This window comes from Pseudomonas sp. R11F (genome assembly GCF_050312575.1).
Classification (GTDB): Bacteria; Pseudomonadota; Gammaproteobacteria; order Pseudomonadales; family Pseudomonadaceae; genus Aquipseudomonas; species Aquipseudomonas palleroniana.
Genome location: NZ_JBNPJU010000063.1, coordinates 52926 through 72205 on the forward strand (window position 1 = coordinate 52926; position 19280 = coordinate 72205).

Genomic DNA, 19280 nt, shown 5'->3' on the forward strand with positions numbered 1-19280 from the left:
CAGCGGGAGCAAGCTCCCTCGCCACGGAAACCGTTCCGGTCAAAGGTGCAAGGCATGCCCCAAGGCCCGCAGCGCCGCTTCCTGTACCGCTTCACCCAGGGTCGGGTGAGCATGGATGGTGCCGGCCACGTCTTCCAGGCGCGCCCCCATTTCCAGGCTCAGGCCGAAGGCCGTGGACAATTCGGACACACCGACCCCCACGGCTTGCCAACCGACAATCAGGTGATTGTCACGCCGTGCCACCACCCGTACGAAGCCGGTTTTCGACTCCAGGGTCATGGCCCGGCCATTGGCCGCGAACGGGAAGCTCGACACGATGCAATCCAGGCCCGCCGCCTTGGCCTCATCCGGGGTCTTGCCGACCACCACCAATTCAGGATCGGTAAAGCACACGGCAGGGATCGCCGCCGGGTTGAATTCGCGGTGTTTGCCGCTGATCAGTTCGGCGACCATCTCACCCTGGGCCATGGCCCGATGCGCCAGCATCGGCTCGCCGCTCAGGTCGCCGATAGCCCACACGTTGCGCATGCTGGTCTGGCAATGCCGGTCGACCTTGATCGCCGCGCCGTTCATGTCCAGATTCAACGCTTCGAGGTTCCAGCCTTGGGTGTTGGGTTTGCGACCTACGGCCACCAGCACCTGATCCGTCTCCAGCGACACCGTGTCGCCATTCGGATCACGCACTTGCAGGCGGTTGTGCTCGAAACCGGTGACGCTGTGCTTGAGGTACAGCTTCACGCCCAACTGCCTGAGGGATTCGTGCACCGGTTGCGTCAGCTCGGCGTCGTAGGCCGGCAGAATGCGGTCTTGCGCCTCGACTACACTGACCTCGGCGCCGAGCTTGCGGTAGGCAATCCCCAGCTCCAGGCCGATGTACCCGCCACCGACCACGATCAAGCGCTTGGGCACACGGGTGGGCGCCAAGGCTTCGGTGGAGGAGATGACCGGGCCGCCAATCGGCAGCATCGGCAGGTTGACGCTTTTCGAGCCGGTGGCCAGCAGCAGGTGTTCGCAGTGGATACGCTGCTCGCCCACCTCGACGGTCTTGCCGTCCACCACCTTGGCCCAACCGTGGATCACCTGCACTTTGTGCTTCTTCAGCAGTGCAGCGACGCCGGTGGTCAGGCGGTCGACGATGCCGTCTTTCCATTCCACGCTTTTGCGGATGTCCAGGGTCGGCACATCCACTTCGATACCCAACGGCGAACCCTGGCTGTGGTGCACGGTTTGCTGGAACTGCTCGGCCACATGGATCAGCGCCTTGGACGGGATGCAGCCGATGTTCAGGCAAGTGCCGCCCAGGGCCTGGCCTTCCACCAGAATGGTCGGGATGCCCAGTTGGCCAGCGCGGATCGCCGCCACATAACCGCCGGGGCCGCCGCCAATGATCAGCAGCGTGGTGTTCAATGTCTGAGTCATGCCCTTACTCCAGGAACAGGCTGGCGGGTTGTTCGAGCAGGCCGCGAATGGCCTGGATGAATTGCGCCGCGTCCATGCCATCGACCACACGGTGATCGAAGGAACTGGAAAGGTTCATCATCTTGCGCACCACGATCTGGCCCTTGATCACCATCGGCCGCTCGACCATGCGGTTGACGCCGACAATCGCCACCTCCGGCAGGTTCAGCACCGGGGTGCTGACGATGCCGCCCAATGCACCCAGGCTGGTCAGGGTAATGCTCGAACCGGACAGCTCATCGCGGCTGGCCTTGCCGTTGCGTGCGGCGGTGGCCAAACGCGCGATTTCTTCGGCAGTGCTCCACAGGCTGCGCGCCTCGGCGTGACGCACCACCGGCACCATCAAACCCACGTCGCTCTGCGTGGCGACGCCCACATGCACCGCGCCAAGGCGGGTGATGACCTGGGCTTCGTCGTCGTAGCGTGCGTTGATCTGCGGGAAGTCGCGCAGTGCCACCACCATCGCACGCACGATAAACGGCAGCAGGGTCAGCTTGCCGCGAGTCGCGCCGTGCTTCTCATTGAGGTGCACGCGCAGCTCCTCCAGAGCCGTGACGTCGATTTCTTCCACATAGCTGAAATGCGCGGCGCGGCGGGTCGCATCCTGCATGCGCTGGGCGATCTTGCGGCGCATGCCGATCACCGGGATCTGTGCTTCGTCGTGGCGTTCGGCGTAGGGGTTGGCGGCCGTCGATGCCTTTGCCGTGCCTTGTTGCAGGTAGGCGTCGAGGTCTTCGTGCAGGATCCGGCCGGCCGGGCCCGTGCCCTGCACCAGGCGCAGTTGGATACCCGCATCCAGTGCATGTTTGCGCACGGCAGGGGAGGCCAGGGGGCGCTCACCGGCTTCGCGGGCGACGGGCGCGGGCGCAGGCTTGGCCGCCGCCCTGGTTTCAGCGGCAGCGGGTGCCGGCTTGGCCTCGACAACGGGGGCGGGCGCCGCCTTGACCGGCTCCGCCGCTGCCGGCGCGTCCTTGGCGTTCCCCGCACCTTCCACTTCAATGCTGATCAGGATACTGCCCACCGCCATGACCTCGCCCGGCTCGCCACCGAGGGAAATCACCCTGCCGTGTACCGGCGAGGGAATGTCCACCATCGCCTTGTCGGTCATCACATCCGCCAGCACCTGGTCTTCAACCACCAGGTCGCCGACCTTCACATGCCAGACCGACAGTTCAACTTCTGCGATGCCTTCGCCAATGTCCGGCATCTTGATAACGTGCGTGCCCATTCAGACCTCCATGACCCGTTTCAACGCCGCGCCCACTCGAGACGGCCCTGGGAAATACGCCCACTCCTGCGCGTGCGGGTAGGGGGTGTCCCAACCGGTGACGCGTTCGATCGGCGCTTCCAGGTGATGGAAGCAATGCTCTTGCACCAGTGACACCAACTCGGCACCAAAACCGCAGGTGCGCGTGGCTTCATGCACCACCACACAACGGCCGGTCTTTTTCACCGACTTGACGATGGTGTCCAGGTCCAGCGGCCACAGGCTGCGCAGGTCGATGACCTCGGCGTCGATGCCGGTTTCTTCGGCGGCGACCTGGGACACATACACGGTGGTGCCGTAGGTCAGCACGGTCACGGCAGAGCCGGGACGCACGATGGCGGCCACGTCCAGCGGCACGGTGTAGTAACCGTCCGGCACTTGTGCTTGCGGGTGTTTCGACCACGGCGTGACCGGACGATCGTGATGGCCATCGAACGGGCCGTTGTACAGGCGCTTGGGCTCCAGGAAGATCACCGGGTCATCGTTTTCGATCGAGGCGATCAGCAGGCCCTTGGCGTCATAAGGGTTGGAAGGCATCACCGTGCGCAGGCCGCAGACTTGGGTGAACACCGCTTCGATACTCTGGCTGTGGGTCTGGCCACCGTAAATGCCACCGCCGCAGGGCATGCGCATGGTCAGCGGCGCCGTGAACTGGCCGGCCGAGCGATAACGCAGGCGCGCAGCTTCCGAGATGATCTGGTCGGTGGCGGGGTAGACGTAGTCGGCGAACTGGATCTCGGCCACCGGGCGCAGGCCATAGGCACCCATGCCCACGGCCACGCCGATAATCCCGCTTTCCGAGATCGGCGCGTCGAACACCCGCGAACTGCCGTACTTGTTCTGCAAGCCTTCGGTGCAACGGAACACGCCGCCGAAGTAACCCACGTCCTGGCCGAACACCACCACGTTGTCGTCACGTTCAAGCATCACATCCATGGCCGAGCGCAGGGCCTGGATCATGGTCATGGTGGTGGTGGTCATGGCGGTTTCCAATTCGATGCTGTTGTTGTGATCGTTCATGTCAGATCCCCAACTCTTGACGCTGGCGCTTCAAGTGCTCCGGCATCTCTTTGTAGACGTCTTCGAACATGGTCGCGGCGCTTGGAATCTGGCCGCCGGCGAGGGTGCCGTACTGTTCGGCCTGTTTTTGCGCGGCGATCACTTCGGCTTCAAGTTCGGCGCTGACCGCCGCATGTTCCTCTTCGGACCACTGGCCAATCCGGATCAGGTGCTGCTTGAGGCGCGCAATCGGATCACCCAGGGGGAAGTGGCTCCAGTCGTCGGCAGGGCGGTATTTCGACGGATCATCAGAGGTCGAGTGCGGGCCGGCGCGGTAGGTGACCCATTCGATCAGGGTCGGCCCCAGGTTGCGCCGCGCACGCTCGGCGGCCCAGGCGGAGGCGGCGTACACCGCGATGAAGTCGTTGCCGTCCACGCGCAGCGAGGCGATACCGCAGCCGACGCCGCGTCCGGCGAAGGTCGTGGCTTCACCGCCGGCGATGGCCTGGAAGGTGGAGATGGCCCACTGGTTGTTGACCACGTTGAGGATCACGGGCGCACGGTACACGTGAGCGAAGGTGAGAGCAGTGTGGAAGTCGGCCTCGGCGGTGGCGCCGTCGCCGATCCAGGCCGACGCGATCTTGGTATCGCCCTTGATCGCCGAGGCCATGCCCCAGCCCACGCCTTGTACGAATTGGGTGGCGAGGTTGCCGGAAATAGTAAAGAAACCGGCATCTTTCACCGAATACATGATCGGCAGCTGGCGGCCCTTGAGTGGGTCGCGCTCGTTGGATAGCAGTTGGCAGATCAGGTCCACCAGCGGCACTTCGCGGGCCATCAGGATGCTTTGCTGACGGTAGGTGGGGAAGCACATGTCGTCGATGTTCAAGGCCAGGGCCTGGGCACTGCCGATGGCTTCTTCGCCGAGGCTTTGCATGTAGAACGACATTTTCTTCTGACGCTGGGCGACCACCATGCGGTTGTCGAAAATCCGCGTCTTGAGCATGGCACGCATGCCGCGGCGCATGATCTCGACCGAGACGTCTTCGGCCCACGGGCCAAGCGCCTGGCCCTGGTCGTCGAGCACACGGATCAGGCCTTTGGCCAGGTCGGCGGTGTCAGCGGGTTCTATGTCGATGGCGGGTTTGCGCACCAGGCCGGCGTCGTTCAGGCGCAGGTAGGTAAAGTCGGTCTTGCAGCCTGGGCGGCCCGAGGGTTCGGGAACGTGCAGGCGCAGCGGTTCGTACTGCTGGGTCATGGCTTTCTACGCTCTATCTTGTGAATTTCTTGTAGTGGGCGCGCTAGCTGACAGTCAGACTCCGGGTAGGAGAAATCTTGTCCTACAACAATCATAGGCGTGGCGTAGAAGAATATTTATCTCTGTTTCATTGCACCCGAGATCATTTGCGGATAAAAAAACTACATAAACATAATAAACAGGTGATTTTGTCTCATGCGCAAACTGGACCGTACCGATATCGGCATTCTCAACGCATTGCAGGAGAACGCTCGCATCACCAACGCCGACCTGGCGCGTTCGGTGAACCTGTCGCCCACGCCGTGTTTCAACCGGGTGAAGGCGATGGAGGAGCTGGGGCTGATTCGCGAGCAGGTCACGTTGCTCGACGCCGACCTGCTGGGGCTGCACGTGAATGTGTTCATTCATGTCAGCCTGGAAAAGCAGAATGAACTGGCGTTGCAGCAGTTCGAAGGGGCGATTGCAGACCGTCCGGAAGTGATGGAGTGTTACCTGATGGCCGGTGATCCGGACTACCTGATCAGGGTGCTGGTGCCGACGATCCAGTCATTGGAGCGTTTCATGATGGACTTTCTGACCAAGGTACCGGGCGTAGCCAATATCCGCTCCAGTTTTGCCCTCAAACAAGTGCGGTATAAAACGGCACTGCCATTGCCGCGGGATGGGCTGATGGTGTGACGGTTAATAACCGCAAGAGCCGGTTTTTTGATGTTTAGCTAAGTAAATAATCGCACTTTTTTATTGGGCGGTTTCAATAAAAAACGACTTGGACAGTCACACTTTTTTCACCTTCACTTGTACACAGTCGTACTCGTCAGGCCGCGTCCTACGCGGCCAAGGGAAGGGTGAGCCGCATGTCCATGAGATCCTTGAAACTGAACTTTCGTACCACACTGTGCTTCGGTGTGGTCTGTTTCCTGCTGTTGATACAAGGCGCAATGACCCTCATAAAAGTCGATCAGGTGTATTCGTCGACGGTCGAAATAGATACCAACTGGCTTCCCAGCATTCGCCTGGCGGGCCAGATTGACACCGCTTTTTACAAGCTACGTCTCGATTTGCGCCGTTATGCCATGGAATACGGCGCCAAGGACCCCGCTTCCCTTGAGAAGGTCAAGGCCGTGCGCGATGAGGCGCTGCAAGTTGCCAATAGCTATGCCACCAGGGTGACGAGCCCTGAAGAGCAGGCCAAGTACAACGAAGTGCTCAGCAACATAAAGAGCTACAGCCAGAAAATGGATGAATTCCTGGCCCAGGCTTCCAGCTTTTCTCCTGAGCAGATGGCGGCGTACTTGCGTGACGTCAACGGCCCGATTGGGCTTCAGGCGCAGAAGGCCCTGGACGAGTTGATAGCGATCAATGAACAGGGCTCTACATCGACGGTGCAATTCGCTGCCCGTGAACATGAGATCGCCCGCTTGTTTACCTGGGTGCTGATGGTCTGCTCGGTGCTGATCACCGTGGTAGTCGCGCGGCTGTTTACCCGCAGCATCATCCACCCGGTGCGTGAGTTGTTGATATCGACCGGCAAAATCGCCGACGGTGATCTGCGCCTGGCCATTGCCATCAGCGGCAAGGACGAATTGACCGACCTGCAGAAGTCGACCGCCGCCATGCAAATGAACCTGAAAAGCACCCTGCAGCATATATCCGAAGCGTCCGGCCAGTTGGCTTCGGCAGCGGAGGAAATGAGTGCGATCACTCGCGAGTCCACCGCCGGCATTGAACGCCAGAGTATGGAGACTGATCAGGCCGCCACGGCGGTCAATGAGATGACCGCAGCGGTGGAGGAAGTCGCGAGGAATGCGGTGTCTGCCTCCCAGTCGACGCAGGACTCCCAGCGCTCGGCCAAGGTGGGCCAGGAGCGTGTGACGCAAACCATTGCATCGATTGAAAAGTTGAGTTCCACGGTGCAGCAGACCGGGGTGGAAGTCGAAGGGCTGGCCAAGCAGGCCCAGGACATTGCCCGGGTGGTCGAAGTGATCCGTTCGATTGCCGAGCAAACCAATCTGCTCGCCTTGAATGCGGCGATTGAGGCCGCACGGGCCGGGGAGCAGGGGCGAGGCTTTGCGGTCGTGGCCGACGAAGTCAGGGCGTTGGCCCATAGGACGCAAACGTCGACCCAGGAAATCGAACAGATGATTGCCAGGATCCAGAGCTGCTCGAGCGAGGCGGTGGCGTCCATGGCGCTCAATCGCGACGAGGCGGTGGATTCCTTGAAGGTTGCCCATGAAGCCGGCGTGGCCATTACCCAGATCACCCAAGCCATTACCGACATCAACGAACGCAACCTGATGATCGCGACCGCCTCGGAACAGCAAGCCCAAGTGGCGCGTTCGGTTGACCAGAACCTGATCAGCATCCGCGACCTGTCCATCCAGAGTTCGTCGGCTGCCGGCCAGACGTCCATCGCCAGCCAGGAACTGTCGCGACTGGCAGTGGATCTGAAACAGATCGTGGCGAAGTTCTCCGTGAGTTGATTGCGGGGGCAGTCAGGCGTTGGGGGATGGACAAATGTTGAAGTGCATTCCGTGCTCACGGGTAATTCTGGGCATGCACATTCATAAGCTGGAGGGCCCATGGATCGACCACGGGTTCTGGAGAAGCAGCTTTTTACTGGAGCGCGAGGAGGACCTGCAGCGTTTGCTGATATCGCAGGTCCAGCGGGTCTGGATCGACACGGCCAAGGGCTGCGATGAGCCACCACGTGTTCGACCGGCTGCGGTTACCCTCAATAACACAAGGATAGTGCGCCCGGTGGTGGCGACTGCGGTGGACATGAAGGACGAGATAGCCCGGGCGGTGAAGGTGTGCGCGGTCGCCAAACGTGCCGTCATCCGTATGTTCAGCGAACTGCGCATGGGGCAGGCGGTGGATGTGCCTCAGGTGGCGAGCCTGGTGGAGGAGATCTCCCGCTCCGTGCTGCGTCACCCCCATGCCTTGCTCAGCCTGGTGCGCCTGAAAAAGGCCAATGAGTATACCTACATGCACTCCGTCGCCGTCAGTGGCTTGATGATCGCACTGGCGCGGCAGTTGGAACTTTCGCCCGAGTTGGTCCAGGAAGCGGGGCTGGCGGGGTTGTTTCATGACGTCGGGAAAATGGCGATTCCCGAAGATATTTTGAACAAGCCCGCCCAATTGACCGAGACGGAATTCGGCACGGTACGCCGGCACCCGGAGGAAGGCGCTCGGATGTTACGGTTATGCCCGCAGATCAGCGCCTTGGTATTGGATGTGTGCCTGCATCACCATGAAAAACATGATGGCAGCGGTTACCCCAATGGGCTGGCGCAGGACCAGATCAGTCTGTTCGCCCAGATGGGTGCGGTGTGTGACGTGTATGACGCGGTCACCTCTGATCGCCCTTACAAGCAAGGCTGGGGCCCCGCCGAAGCGATCCAGAGAATGGCGGAGTGGAAGGGCCATTTTGATGCGCGGGTGTTCCAGGCGTTTGTTCGGTGCGTAGGCATTTACCCCGTTGGCGCCTTGGTGCGCCTGGAAAGTGGTCGCATTGGCGTGGTGGTCGAACAAAGCCCCAAGTCGCTGCTGGCGCCCAAGGTCAAAGTGTTTTTTTCGGTGCGTTCACGCTTGCCGATTCCTCAGTCGGTGGTCAACCTGGCTGAGCAACCGGACAAGATCATCGGCCGTGAAAACGCCGAAGACTGGGGCTTCAAGCATGTCGACGAATTGTGGTCGGGGCTCGCACCCTCCCGAGCGTCGTACTTCGAGTAAGTGCGCGTCAGAGCTGGTTGAGTGGAATCTTCAGGTACACCACACCGTTATCTTCTGCGGGCGGCAGGTTGCCCGCCCGCACATTCACCTGGATCGCCGGCAACAGCAGCGTCGGCATGCCCAGCCCGGCATCGCGCTGGGTGCGCATGGCTACAAACGCCGCTTCATCCACGCCGTCATGCACATGGATATTCCCAGCGCGTTGTTCCGCCACGGTTGTCAGGCACTTGGCCTCCCGACCGGCAGGCGGATAGTCGTGGCATACATACAGTTGGGTATCCGCTGGGTAGGCCAACAGCTTGCGCATCGACGCATACAACTGCCGCGCATCGCCGCCAGGGAAGTCGCAGCGGGCGGTGCCCACGTCGGGCATGAACAGGGTGTCGCCCACCAGGATCAGGCGCTCGTCGATCAGGTAAGCCATATCGGCCGGTGTATGACCGGGCACATGCAGCGCCTGGGCTTTCAGCCCGCCGATAGAGAAGATTTCATCCGGCGCGAACAGATGATCGAACTGTGAACCATCGGCGCGAAACTCCGGCTCCAGGTTGAACAGGTTCTTGAACACGCCCTGTACTTTGCTGATGCACTGGCCGATGGCGATCTTGCCGCCCAAGGTCCGGCGCAGGTAGGGCGCGGCGGACAGGTGATCGGCGTGGGCATGGGTTTCCAGCAGCCACTGCACCTGCAGGTGGTGTTCCCGTACAAAGCTGATCACTTTGTCCGCCTGGCGCGTATCGGTGCGCCCGGACGCGGGGTCGTAGTTGAGCACCGAGTCGACGATGGCGCAGGGTCCGCCGTCGGCTTCATAGACGACATAGGTGTAGGTCGACGACGCCTCGTCCAGAAAGGATTGAATCAACGCTGACATGACGGCTGTCCCTGATGCTGAAAAAAGTGATTACAATCACTTTACATTTACACATAATGTTTTGAGCTTAAGTGACACAAAGGACCTGAGGCAAATGGAATCTACGTTGAGTGAAGGCGAAGTCGCCCAGTTGCGTGCATCGGCGTCCAAGGCCTGCACGTTGCTCAAGGCGCTGGCCAACGAGGATCGTTTGTTGATTCTCTGCCAGTTGACCCAAGGTGAACGCAACGTCGGTGAGCTGGAAACCATGACCGGCGTACGCCAGCCCACCCTGTCGCAACAGTTGGGCATCCTGCGTGATGAAGGGCTGGTCGCTACCCGTCGGGAAGGCAAATACATTTTCTACGGCCTGGCCAGCCACGAAGTGATTCAAGTGATGAAAACCCTGTCCGGGCTGTACTGCGGCGCGGTCATGAAAAGCTGGGCGTGACGCCATCCGGCAGCGACCCTTGTGTGCATGCAACAAGAAGGCGATCGACCATGAATGACCAACACTGTGGCCCAACCATCAGTGGCGATATCGTAGTCATCGGCGGCGGCTCGGCAGGCATCGGCCTGCTGGCCAGCCTGCTCAAGCGCGACCCACAGCTGAACATCATCCTGATTGAACCGAACGCTCACCACAGCTACCAGCCGGCCTGGACCCTGGTGGGCGGCGGTGCCTATGACGTGAAAAAGACCCGCCGCCCCCTGGCCGACGTGCTGCCCAATGGCGTCACCTGGGTGCAGGCCGCCGTCACCGAACTGCTGCCGGACGCACAGACCCTGGTGCTCGACAGCGGCCAGCGCGTGACCTGGAACAACCTGATCGTGTGCCCCGGCCTGCGCCTGGCCTGGGAGAAGGTCGAGGGCCTGCAAGCGACCCTCGGCCAGAACGGCGTCACCTCCAATTACAGCTATGAACATGCCGCCTACACCTGGCAATTGGTGCAGCAACTCAAGGGCGGCAAGGCGATCTTTACCCAGCCGGCCATGCCGATCAAATGCGCGGGTGCGCCGCAGAAGGCCATGTACCTGTCCTGCGATCACTGGCTCAAGCAGGGCCGCCTGAACATCCTGGAGGTGGAGTTCAATCTGGCGGGCGCGGCGTTGTTCGGCGTGGCGACCTTTGTTCCGCCGTTGATGAAGTACGTGGAAAAGTACAACGCCCGGCTGGCGTTCAATTCCAACCTGGTGAAAGTCGACGGCCCGGCCCGCAAGGCCTGGTTCGAAGTCAAAGACGCCGAGGGTAACGTCACGCTCCAGGAAAAAACCTTCGACCTGCTGCATGTGGTGCCCCCGCAAGTGTCGCCGGACTTTATCCGCCACAGCGCCCTGGCCGATGCCGCCGGCTGGTGCGAAGTGAACCCGCACAGCCTGCAACACCTGCGTTACCCGCATATCTTCGGCCTGGGCGATGTGTGCTCCACCACCAACGCCAAGACCGCCGCGGCGGTGCGCAAGCAAATCGTGGTGGTCGCCGAAAACCTGCTGGCCCTGCGCAAGCAGGCACCGCTGCCGCTCAAATATGACGGCTACGGTTCCTGCCCGCTGACGGTGGAGAAGGGCAAGGTGGTGCTGGCCGAATTCGGCTACGGCGGCAAGCTGCTGCCGACTTTTCCCCTCGACCCGACCCGGGCGCGGCGCTCGATGTGGTTCCTCAAGGCGACCCTGCTGCCGTGGTTCTACTGGAACGGCATGCTCAAGGGCCGTGAATGGCTGACCCGCCTGAGCAAGGTGGACTGAATGTTGCTGGCCAGTGTGTTGGGCTTACTGATGGGCGTGGTAATGGGCTTGACCGGCGCGGGCGGCGGGATCCTCGGGGTGCCGGCGTTGGTCCTGGGGCTGGGCTTGAGCATGACCCAGGCCGCGCCGGTATCGCTGCTCGCCGTCGGCGCCGCTGCGGCCGTCGGCGCGATCGATGGGTTGCGCCATGGCCTGGTGCGCTATCGCGCCGCGTTGCTGATCGCGGTGCTCGGCGGGCTGTTTTCACCCTTGGGGGTGTTCCTCGCCCATCAACTACCGGAACACCTGCTGATGGCGCTGTTCAGCGGGTTGATGGGGCTGGTGGCCTGGCGCATGTTGCAGCGTGAAAAAAACGCGGCCGGGCCGAGTGATCATGGCAGCGCGTCCTGGGGCCAGAAAAACTGCATGCTCAACCAACAGACCGGGCGCCTGGCCTGGACCGCCAAGTGCAGCGCCACGCTAGCGGCGCTGGGCGCTGTGACCGGGGCGGTGTCGGGCCTGCTGGGCGTGGGCGGCGGCTTTCTGATCGTACCGGCCTTCAAGCAACTCACCGATGTGCAGATGCGCGGCATCGTCGCCACGTCGTTGATGGTGATCAGTCTGATCTCGCTGATTGGTGTGGCGGGCGCGTTCCACGCGGGTGTGCGCATAGAGCCGCTGGGCTGGGCGTTCATCGCTGCCAGTATCATCGGCATGCTGGTCGGTCGGCGCCTGTGCGCGCGGGTTCCGGCGCGCGCCTTGCAGGTGGGTTTTGCCGGCCTGTGCGTCCTGGTCGCGGTTGGCATGTTGTTCAAGGCCGGTCTTACGTCCTGAGTGGCGGGCCTGCGACCGGGCCCGTCTTACACCCAACTTGCCGGGCACCCGTGGCCCGCCCAAAGCACCCGCGCTTTGCCCCCAAAGGCAGCGTGCGCGCTTGCAAGCCTTATCCCATCGCATCCCCCCACCCAGTACCCAAGTAGCATAGGTGCCACCCCCGACCCTTCGTACACTCATGCCTCAGAGGGGGAGCACACGATGTACAACAGTGAAGGCGTAGTCAGTGCCATGTCCCAGGCCATGGATGCCGGGCAGGCCGCCGAAGAGTTGGCGCGACAGCTGCTGCATCCGTACCTGGGGTTTGTGCTGTTTTTTTGCTCGGCGTCGTACGATCTGCAGGCGTTGGGCAATGCCTTGCAGCAATGCTTCGGCACGGTGCGCGTGGTCGGGTGCACCAGCGCGGGCGAGATCACGCCCCAGGGCTACGGCCGTAACTGCATCACCGCGATAGGGTTCAACCACGCGCATTTCTCCATCGCCACCGAACTGATCGACCAGGTGGAACACTTCAGCCTGATCAACGCCCAGGACATGGTCGAGCGTCTGGTCGGCGGCTGTCGCAGCAACACCCTGGCGCCGATCAAGGGCAACACCTTCGCCTTGACCTTGCTCGACGGCCTGTCTAGCCGCGAAGAAATGGTACTGGCTGCCCTCAGCGCCGCCCTGGGCGATATCCCGCACTTCGGCGGCTCGGCCGGCGACGACAATTTCCTGCATACCCACGTGTACTTCAACGGCGTCTTCCACAGCGGAGCGGCGGTGGTGGTGCTGGTCAATACCTGGCTGGATTTCGAGGTGTTCACCACCCACCACATCCAGCCGCGTACCGAGAAACTGGTGGTGACCGGCGCCGACAGCCCGTCGCGTCGCGTGTTCGAGCTCAACGCCGAGCCCGCCGCCGAAGAGTACGCGCGCCATATCGGCGTCGCGGTGGCCGACCTTGACCACCGCATCTTCGCTGCGCACCCGTTGGCGGTACGTATCCACGACTATTACTACGTGCGCGCGATCCAGCAGGTGCATGACGACCTGAGCCTGAGTTTCTACTGCGCGGTGGAAAACGGCATCGTGCTCACCGCGATGACACCAGGGCCGATCCTGCCCAACCTGGAAACCTTGTTCGACGGCCTGCAATCGCGTCTCGGCGAGCTGCTGCTGACCATTGGCTGCGATTGCTTCCTGCGCCGCCTGGAGCTGGAAGACAACGGCGACCTGGAGCCGATCGGCACGTTCCTGCGTGACCACCGGGTGATGGGCTTCAACACCTACGGAGAACAGTTCAATGGCATGCACATCAACCAGACCTTCACCGGGGTCGCCATTGCCCGGGGCCGACGCTGAACTGCTCGCCCAGGTGGCCCGGTTGCAACAGGACAACCACAAGCTGGCGCGCATCAATGCGGCGCTGATCGAGCGCATCGAGTCGGGCCTGCCCCAGGGCAACAGCCCTTACACCACCTTCCAGCATTCGGTGGTGTTGGCCGAGCAAGTGCGCGAACGCACCGATGCACTCAACCAGGCGATGGCCGAACTCAAGGCCAGCAACCATTTGCTGATCAACGCCCGGCTGCGCGCCGAAACCTTGCGCGGCGAACAGGTCGCGGCGCAGAAGGCGCAGGAAAGCGAGCGCTGGATTCGCTTGATCACCGACAACGTGCCCGCCCTGATCGGCTACCTGAACGCCGACCTGGTCTACGAATTCACCAACAAGGTGTATGAAGAGTGGTACTGCTGGCCGCGCGGCATGATGCTCGGGCAAAGCCTGCGCGAAGTGCACAGCGAGCAGCATTGCCAGCGGCTGGACGCGTATGTCGCCCGCGCCCTGGCCGGGGAGAGCGTGACCTTCGAATTCGCCGAAACCAATATCAATAACCAGGAACGCTACATGCTGCGTTCCTATGTGCCGAACGTGTTGGCCACGGGCGAAGTGGTCGGGATCTTTGTGCTGATCCGCGACATCACCGAGCGCCGCCGCACGGCCGAAGCCTTGCACCAGGCCTATCAACATCTGGAGCAGCGCGTCGCCCAGCGCACCTCGGAACTGACCGCACTCAACGACCAGCTGTTGAAGGAGATCGATGAACGGCGGCGCATGGAGACCCGCCTGCGCGAAGCCAAGCTGGAGGCCGAGCAGGCCAACCTGTCGAAAACCAAATTCCTCGCCGCCGTCAGCCATGACCTGCTGCAACCGCTCAATGCCGCTCGGCTGTTTACCAGCGCCTTGCTCGAACGCCCCAGCGAAACCCTGGTGCGTAACGTGAGCAACTCCCTGGAAGATGTGGAGAACCTGCTGGGCACCTTGGTGGATATTTCCAAGCTGGATGCCGGCGTGATCAAGGCGGACATCGCGCCTTTTGCCCTCAGTGAACTGCTGGACAACCTGGCTGCCGAGTACACCCAGTTGGCCCGCGCCGAAGGGTTGGAACTGCGCTTTATCGGCTGCTCGGCGCTGGTACGCAGCGATATCCAGTTGCTTGCGCGGATCTTGCGCAACCTGTTGAGCAATGCGCTTCGCTACACCTATAAGGGCCGCGTAGTGCTCGGTTGCCGGCGCCACCCGCAACGGTTGTCGATCCAGGTGTGGGACAGCGGCATGGGCATCGCCGAGGAGCGCCTGGAGGAGATTTTCCAGGAGTTCAAGCGCGGCGATGTGCAGCGCCCGGACCAGGACCGGGGGTTGGGCCTGGGGTTGGCGATCGTGGAAAAGATCGCCGGGATACTCGGCCATCGCATCAGCGTCCGGTCCTGGCCGGGCAAGGGTTCGATGTTTGCGCTGGAGGTGCCGCTCAGCGCTACCGCGCCCAGGCCGCTGCCGATGGTGGCGATGAGCGAACCGTTGCTGGAGCGCCTGCAAGGTGCGCGGGTGTGGGTGCTGGATAACGACGCGGCGATCTGCGCCGGTATGCGCACGTTACTGGAAGGGTGGGGCTGCCGGGTCATCACGGCGTTGTCGGAGCAGGACCTGGCGCGGCAGGTGGATAACTACCACGCCGAGGCCGACCTGTTGATCGCCGACTACCACCTGGACGACGATCAGAACGGCGTGGACGCCGTGGCCCGCATCAACGCCCGGCGCGGCAGTGCGATCCCGGCCATGATGATCACCGCCAACTACAGCAATGAGTTGAAGCTGCAGATCCGTGAGTTGGGGTACACGTTGATGCACAAGCCTGTGCGCCCCATGAAACTCAAGACCGCCATGAGCCACCTGCTCGGCCCGGCCCTGTAGGAGCGAGCTTGCTCGCGAAAAAAACGTCAACGATAACGCGTGTTGCCTGAATGAACGCGGCGCCTGTGAGTTTTTCGCGAGCAAGCTCGCTCCTACAAGAAACCCCTGGCGTGGGGTGAGGTCAGCGGCGCAGGTATGAGCCGAAATCAATGTCCCCGGCACTGAGGATCGCCTGGACGCGGTTGTGCACATTCAGCTTGCGCAGGATTGCCGACACATGGGCCTTCACCGTGGTCTCGGCAATCTCCAGGGTATAGGCGATCTGCTTGTTCGACTCCCCCTTGGTCATGCGCTCCAGTACCAGCAATTGCTTGCGTGTCAGCGCCTGCAGCAATTCCGGGGCAAAGCCCGGGTTGTCGTGCATGCGTCGTTGCCCGGTGTTTTTCTGGGTGCGGATGATGTCCGACGGCAGGTATACGTTGCCGTTGAGGATCTGCTGGATTGCCTCGGTCATTTGCTGGCGCGGCGAAGACTTGGTGATGAAGCCCACCGCGCCATAGGTGATGGCTTGCAGCACGATCTGCTTGTCTTGCTCGGCCGAGACGATCACCACCGGGATGGTCGGCGACTCGTTGCGCAGGTTGATCAGCCCATTGAGGCCGTGCATGCCCGGCATGTTCAGGTCCAGCAGGATCAGGTCGAGGTCATCGTGGTCCTGGGTCAGGGCGAGGGCGCTGTCCAGGTCGGCGGTTTCCATGATGTCGCTGCCGGGGAAACCATCGCTGATGACGTTGTGGATCGCTTCGCGAAACAGCGGGTGATCGTCGGCAATCAGGATTTTGTACATGGCCGTTCACCTTTTTATTCTGATTATTGGAAGGGTTCTGGTTGTGCCGTTGCCACCGGCAGGTTTGCCGCTTCCCACGCGTCCAGGCCGTCGCGATACCAGTACACAGAGGTATAGCCCAGGTTGGCGGCTCGTTTTACCGCGTTCCAACTCAACCAGCAATCGGAGCGGCAATAGAACACCAGCGCTCGTGTCAGGTCGCCGGCGGTGTAGCGGTACAAGTGGCGCACGAAATATCCCTGCCACTCAGGCGTGAGGTCGCCGTCGCCGGTATTGGCCAGCCAGTGGCTGCCGGGCAGGTTGGCGTGAGGCTGGTCTTCAATGAAGCGGCCTTGCAGCCAGGGGCGGCGGTAAACGTCGATCAACACCGGTGGCGGGGTCTGGGTGAGCAGGGCTTGCAGGGCCGGCGTGTCGAGGGTCGTTGCGCCGTTCACCTGCTCGGGAGTCGGGCTGCGATACAGGCTGATGCGCATGCCGTCGGCGGAAAACAGCGGCGTGTCGGCCTGGGCGTGGGCGACAAACAGGCACAACAGGGGCAATCGAGCGGGCAGCATGGCAGGGTAGTCCTTATCGTTATGCCGCCATTACACGCCAGTCCCGAGCCCTTGGGAATGCGACGATAGACACGAAAACCAGTACCAAAGTAGTAGTTTTCAGCCTTTCTTGCGCAGGGCCGCATGCTGAGGGTTGAACGTCAGTACCGCCAGCAGCGCGAACGTCAGGGTCAGCCCCAGGCACACCGCCAGGGCCAGGGGGGCGAAGCGTTCGTACAAGGCAAAACGCACCAGTTCTACTGCATGGGTGAACGGGTTGACTGCGCACAACCAATACAGCCACTCGCTGGAGTCGCGCATCTTCCACAGCGGGTACAGCGCCGACGACAGGAAGAACAACGGGAAAATCACAAAATTCATCACCCCGGCGAAGTTCTCCAACTGGCGGATCGCGTTCGACAGCAACAGGCCCAGGGCACTGAGCATCAGGGCCACCAGCAGCAACGCCGGCAACGCCAGCAACAGGCCCATGGCCGGCGGTCGCACACCGTAGACCCAGGCAATCGCCAGGAACCCATACACCTGCAACAACGAAATCAAAGCGGTCGCCATCAGTTTGCTGCACAGCAGGAACGTGCGCGGCAACGGGCTGGTGAGCAGCACGCGCATGCTGCCCATTTCGCGGTCGTACACCATCGCCAGCGACCCCTGCATGCCGTTGAACAGCAGGATCATGCAGGCCAGCCCCGGAATGATGTACACCTCGTAGGGGATATAGGTGTCGTAGGGTTCGATCACCGAGATCCCCAGGGCGGCGCGAAAGCCAGCGGCGAATACGAGCAGCCACAGCAGCGGGCGCACCAGGGCGCTGAGAAACCGCGTGCGCTGCAGCACAAAGCGCAGCCATTCGCGCAACACGATGCCGCGCAGACATTGCCAGTAAGCGTTCATGCCAAAGCTCCCGTCAGCGTGGGGCGTGTCAGGCGGGCGAACAGGCTGCCCAGGTCGCCGCCTTGTCCGCGTATCAGCGTGTCGACCTGCCCGTTGGCCACCAAGCGGCCTTGATGCAGGATCAGCAATGCATCCTCGGCGCGCACTTCATCGAGCAGGTGGGTGGTCCACAACACGCTTATGGCCTGGTCCAGGCACAGGCTGCGCACATGCTGGTTGAGCGCCAGCCGGCTGGCCGGGTCAAGGCCCACGCTGGCTTCGTCGAGCAACAGCAGGCGCGGTCCGTGCAGCAATGCGCGGGCGATTTCCACCCGGCGCCGGTGGCCGCCATTGAGTTCGCGCACCCGCTCCCGGCGACGTTCGCCAAGGGCCTGGCGAGCCAGCTCGGCGTCGACCCGTGCGGCCGCCTCGCGACGCGACAGGCCATGCAGCGCGGCGTGATAACGCAGGTTCTGTTCCACGCTCAAATCCAGGTCCAGGGTGCTTTGCTGGAACACCACCCCCAGTTGCTGCAATGCCGCACGCGGGGCCTGGGCCAGGCAATGCCCGCCCACCCGGATCGTACCGGCCTGCAAGTCGTACAAGCGCGTGAGCAGGGCGATCAAGGTCGACTTGCCGGCCCCGTTCGGCCCCAGCAACGCTGCAAACTGCCCCGGCGCCAGGCTGAAACTCACCGCCTGCAACGCCTGCCGGGGGCCATAGGCGAAGCTGAGCCGGCTGACGTCCAACGCGTTCATGGTGTCACCACCACACCCCATGGGTAGCGCCCGACCTTGATCGACTTGACCACCTTGAGGCTGTCCACATCGATCACCGACACATCGCCGCTCACGCCGTTGGTGGCCAGCAACTGTTTCTCATCGGGCGTGAATGCCAGTTGCCAGACGCGGCGGCCGACCACCAGGTAGTCGAGGATCTCGAACGTCTTGGCGTCAATCACCGCCACATGGTTGGCCGGGCCCAGGGCGACAAACGCGTACTTGCCGTCGGCGCTGAGCTTGATGCCCACCGGTTGCACCTTGTCCGGGTGCACGCCCTTGATCTTGAAGGTCAGGGTCTTGAGGATCGCACGGCTGGCCACGTCGAGAATCGTCACGGTGCCGCCGATTTCCGCCGAGGCCCAGAGCTGCGCACCGTCGTGGCTGAATTCGACAAAGCGCGGGCGCTGGTCCACCGGGGTACTGTCGGCCAGCGTCTGGGTACGGGTGTCGATCCAATGCAGCATGTTCGTGGTTTCGCTGGTGTTCACTGCCCACTTGCCGTCGGGGCTGACCGCCATGCCTTCGGGTTCGACGCCGACGTTGATCTGGCCCAGCACCTTGGCAGTTTCGGTGTCGATCACCGTGACCAGTGCATCGTCTTCGTTGGACACATACAGCCAGCGGTTATTGGGGTGCAGGGCAAATTGCTCGGGGTCTTTGCCGGAGGGTAGCTCCTTGATGATCTTGCGGGTGGCCACGTCCATCACTTGCACCCGGTCCGAGTCACTGGCGCAGATGTACAACAGCTTATTGTCATGGGACAGCAGGAGGCCGCGTGGACGCTGGCCGACCTTGAGCGTGTCGATGACTTGCAGGGTCTGCATGTCGATCAGGCTCAGGCTGTTGTCTTTCTCGTTGGAGACCCAGGCGGTGCTGGCCACGGCGTGCCCGGCGGCAAGCAGCAGGGCGCATGAAAGCAGGGTGCGGCGCAT

The 19280-nt window shown here is 62.2% G+C and carries 18 protein-coding genes; 8 read left to right on the top strand and 10 right to left on the bottom strand.

Going from position 1 to position 19280, the window contains the following annotated elements:
- Positions 1–39: 39 nt before the first annotated feature.
- Genes lpdA through ACQRBV_RS17940 form a run of 4 tightly spaced genes read right to left on the bottom strand, consistent with a single transcriptional unit; the run spans position 40 to position 4982 of the window.
- Complete coding sequence (gene lpdA, locus ACQRBV_RS17925; RefSeq protein WP_411985040.1) at positions 40–1419, bottom strand: dihydrolipoyl dehydrogenase; 1380 nt, start codon at positions 1417–1419, stop codon at positions 40–42.
- A 4-nt stretch (positions 1420–1423) separates the two neighbouring features.
- Positions 1424–2686, bottom strand: coding sequence for a dihydrolipoamide acetyltransferase family protein (locus ACQRBV_RS17930; protein WP_411985041.1), 1263 nt, complete (start codon positions 2684–2686; stop codon positions 1424–1426).
- Complete coding sequence (locus ACQRBV_RS17935) at positions 2687–3745, bottom strand: alpha-ketoacid dehydrogenase subunit beta (RefSeq protein ID WP_090370010.1); 1059 nt, start codon at positions 3743–3745, stop codon at positions 2687–2689.
- 1 nt (position 3746) lies between these two features.
- Positions 3747–4982, bottom strand: a complete 1236-nt coding sequence (locus tag ACQRBV_RS17940) for a 3-methyl-2-oxobutanoate dehydrogenase (2-methylpropanoyl-transferring) subunit alpha (protein ID WP_060756807.1) — start codon at positions 4980–4982, stop codon at positions 3747–3749.
- Positions 4983–5177: 195 nt separating this feature from the next.
- Between ACQRBV_RS17940 and bkdR the strand changes: the two genes are divergently transcribed.
- From bkdR to ACQRBV_RS17955, 3 genes are all read left to right on the top strand, one after another.
- Positions 5178–5660, top strand: coding sequence for a Bkd operon transcriptional regulator BkdR (gene bkdR / locus ACQRBV_RS17945; protein WP_060756806.1), 483 nt, complete (start codon positions 5178–5180; stop codon positions 5658–5660).
- Between the two features lie 176 nt (positions 5661–5836).
- On the top strand, positions 5837–7462 hold the full coding sequence (locus ACQRBV_RS17950; RefSeq protein WP_411985042.1) for a methyl-accepting chemotaxis protein: 1626 nt from the start codon (positions 5837–5839) through the stop codon (positions 7460–7462).
- 34 nt (positions 7463–7496) lie between these two features.
- Positions 7497–8714, top strand: a complete 1218-nt coding sequence (locus ACQRBV_RS17955; RefSeq protein WP_411985043.1) for an HD-GYP domain-containing protein — start codon at positions 7497–7499, stop codon at positions 8712–8714.
- A 7-nt stretch (positions 8715–8721) separates the two neighbouring features.
- On the opposite strand, the gene ACQRBV_RS17960 is transcribed toward ACQRBV_RS17955, so the two are convergent.
- Positions 8722–9585 (bottom strand): MBL fold metallo-hydrolase, encoded by an 864-nt coding sequence (locus tag ACQRBV_RS17960; RefSeq protein ID WP_411985044.1) that lies wholly within the window; start codon positions 9583–9585, stop codon positions 8722–8724.
- Between the two features lie 94 nt (positions 9586–9679).
- Between ACQRBV_RS17960 and ACQRBV_RS17965 the strand changes: the two genes are divergently transcribed.
- The 5 genes from ACQRBV_RS17965 to ACQRBV_RS17985 all read left to right on the top strand — a co-directional run bounded on the left by ACQRBV_RS17965 (position 9680) and on the right by ACQRBV_RS17985 (position 15355).
- A complete protein-coding gene (locus ACQRBV_RS17965; protein ID WP_060756802.1) occupies positions 9680–10015 on the top strand; it encodes an ArsR/SmtB family transcription factor in 336 nt (111 codons plus the stop codon).
- Positions 10016–10065: 50 nt separating this feature from the next.
- Positions 10066–11310 (top strand): NAD(P)/FAD-dependent oxidoreductase, encoded by a 1245-nt coding sequence (locus ACQRBV_RS17970; RefSeq protein WP_411985045.1) that lies wholly within the window; start codon positions 10066–10068, stop codon positions 11308–11310.
- Positions 11311–12123, top strand: coding sequence for a sulfite exporter TauE/SafE family protein (locus ACQRBV_RS17975; protein WP_411985046.1), 813 nt, complete (start codon positions 11311–11313; stop codon positions 12121–12123).
- A 201-nt stretch (positions 12124–12324) separates the two neighbouring features.
- Positions 12325–13467 carry a nitric oxide-sensing protein NosP gene (nosP, locus tag ACQRBV_RS17980; RefSeq protein ID WP_060756799.1) on the top strand — a complete coding sequence of 381 codons (1143 nt, stop codon included), beginning with the start codon at positions 12325–12327 and terminating at the stop codon, positions 13465–13467.
- The gene (locus ACQRBV_RS17985; RefSeq protein ID WP_411985047.1) at positions 13409–15355 is read left to right on the top strand and encodes a PAS domain-containing hybrid sensor histidine kinase/response regulator; all 1947 of its coding nucleotides are present in this window, start codon (positions 13409–13411) and stop codon (positions 15353–15355) included. The genes nosP and ACQRBV_RS17985 overlap by 59 nt, the downstream gene beginning before the upstream one ends.
- A gap of 121 nt (positions 15356–15476) precedes the next feature.
- Here the strand turns inward: ACQRBV_RS17985 and ACQRBV_RS17990 are convergent, their stop codons facing one another.
- The 5 genes from ACQRBV_RS17990 to ACQRBV_RS18010 form a co-directional block, all read right to left on the bottom strand.
- Entirely contained in the window at positions 15477–16142 is a 666-nt protein-coding gene (locus ACQRBV_RS17990; protein WP_060756797.1) for a response regulator transcription factor, read from the bottom strand.
- 23 nt (positions 16143–16165) lie between these two features.
- Positions 16166–16696: a PQQ-dependent catabolism-associated CXXCW motif protein gene (locus ACQRBV_RS17995; RefSeq protein WP_411985048.1), complete on the bottom strand. Its 531-nt coding sequence runs from the start codon at positions 16694–16696 to the stop codon at positions 16166–16168.
- A 99-nt stretch (positions 16697–16795) separates the two neighbouring features.
- Positions 16796–17587 (bottom strand): ABC transporter permease, encoded by a 792-nt coding sequence (locus tag ACQRBV_RS18000; protein WP_060756795.1) that lies wholly within the window; start codon positions 17585–17587, stop codon positions 16796–16798.
- The gene (locus tag ACQRBV_RS18005; RefSeq protein ID WP_060756794.1) at positions 17584–18324 is read right to left on the bottom strand and encodes an ATP-binding cassette domain-containing protein; all 741 of its coding nucleotides are present in this window, start codon (positions 18322–18324) and stop codon (positions 17584–17586) included. Before ACQRBV_RS18005 ends, ACQRBV_RS18000 begins: the two co-directional genes overlap by 4 nt.
- On the bottom strand, positions 18321–19280 hold the full coding sequence (locus ACQRBV_RS18010; protein WP_060756793.1) for a YVTN family beta-propeller repeat protein: 960 nt from the start codon (positions 19278–19280) through the stop codon (positions 18321–18323). The genes ACQRBV_RS18005 and ACQRBV_RS18010 overlap by 4 nt, the downstream gene beginning before the upstream one ends.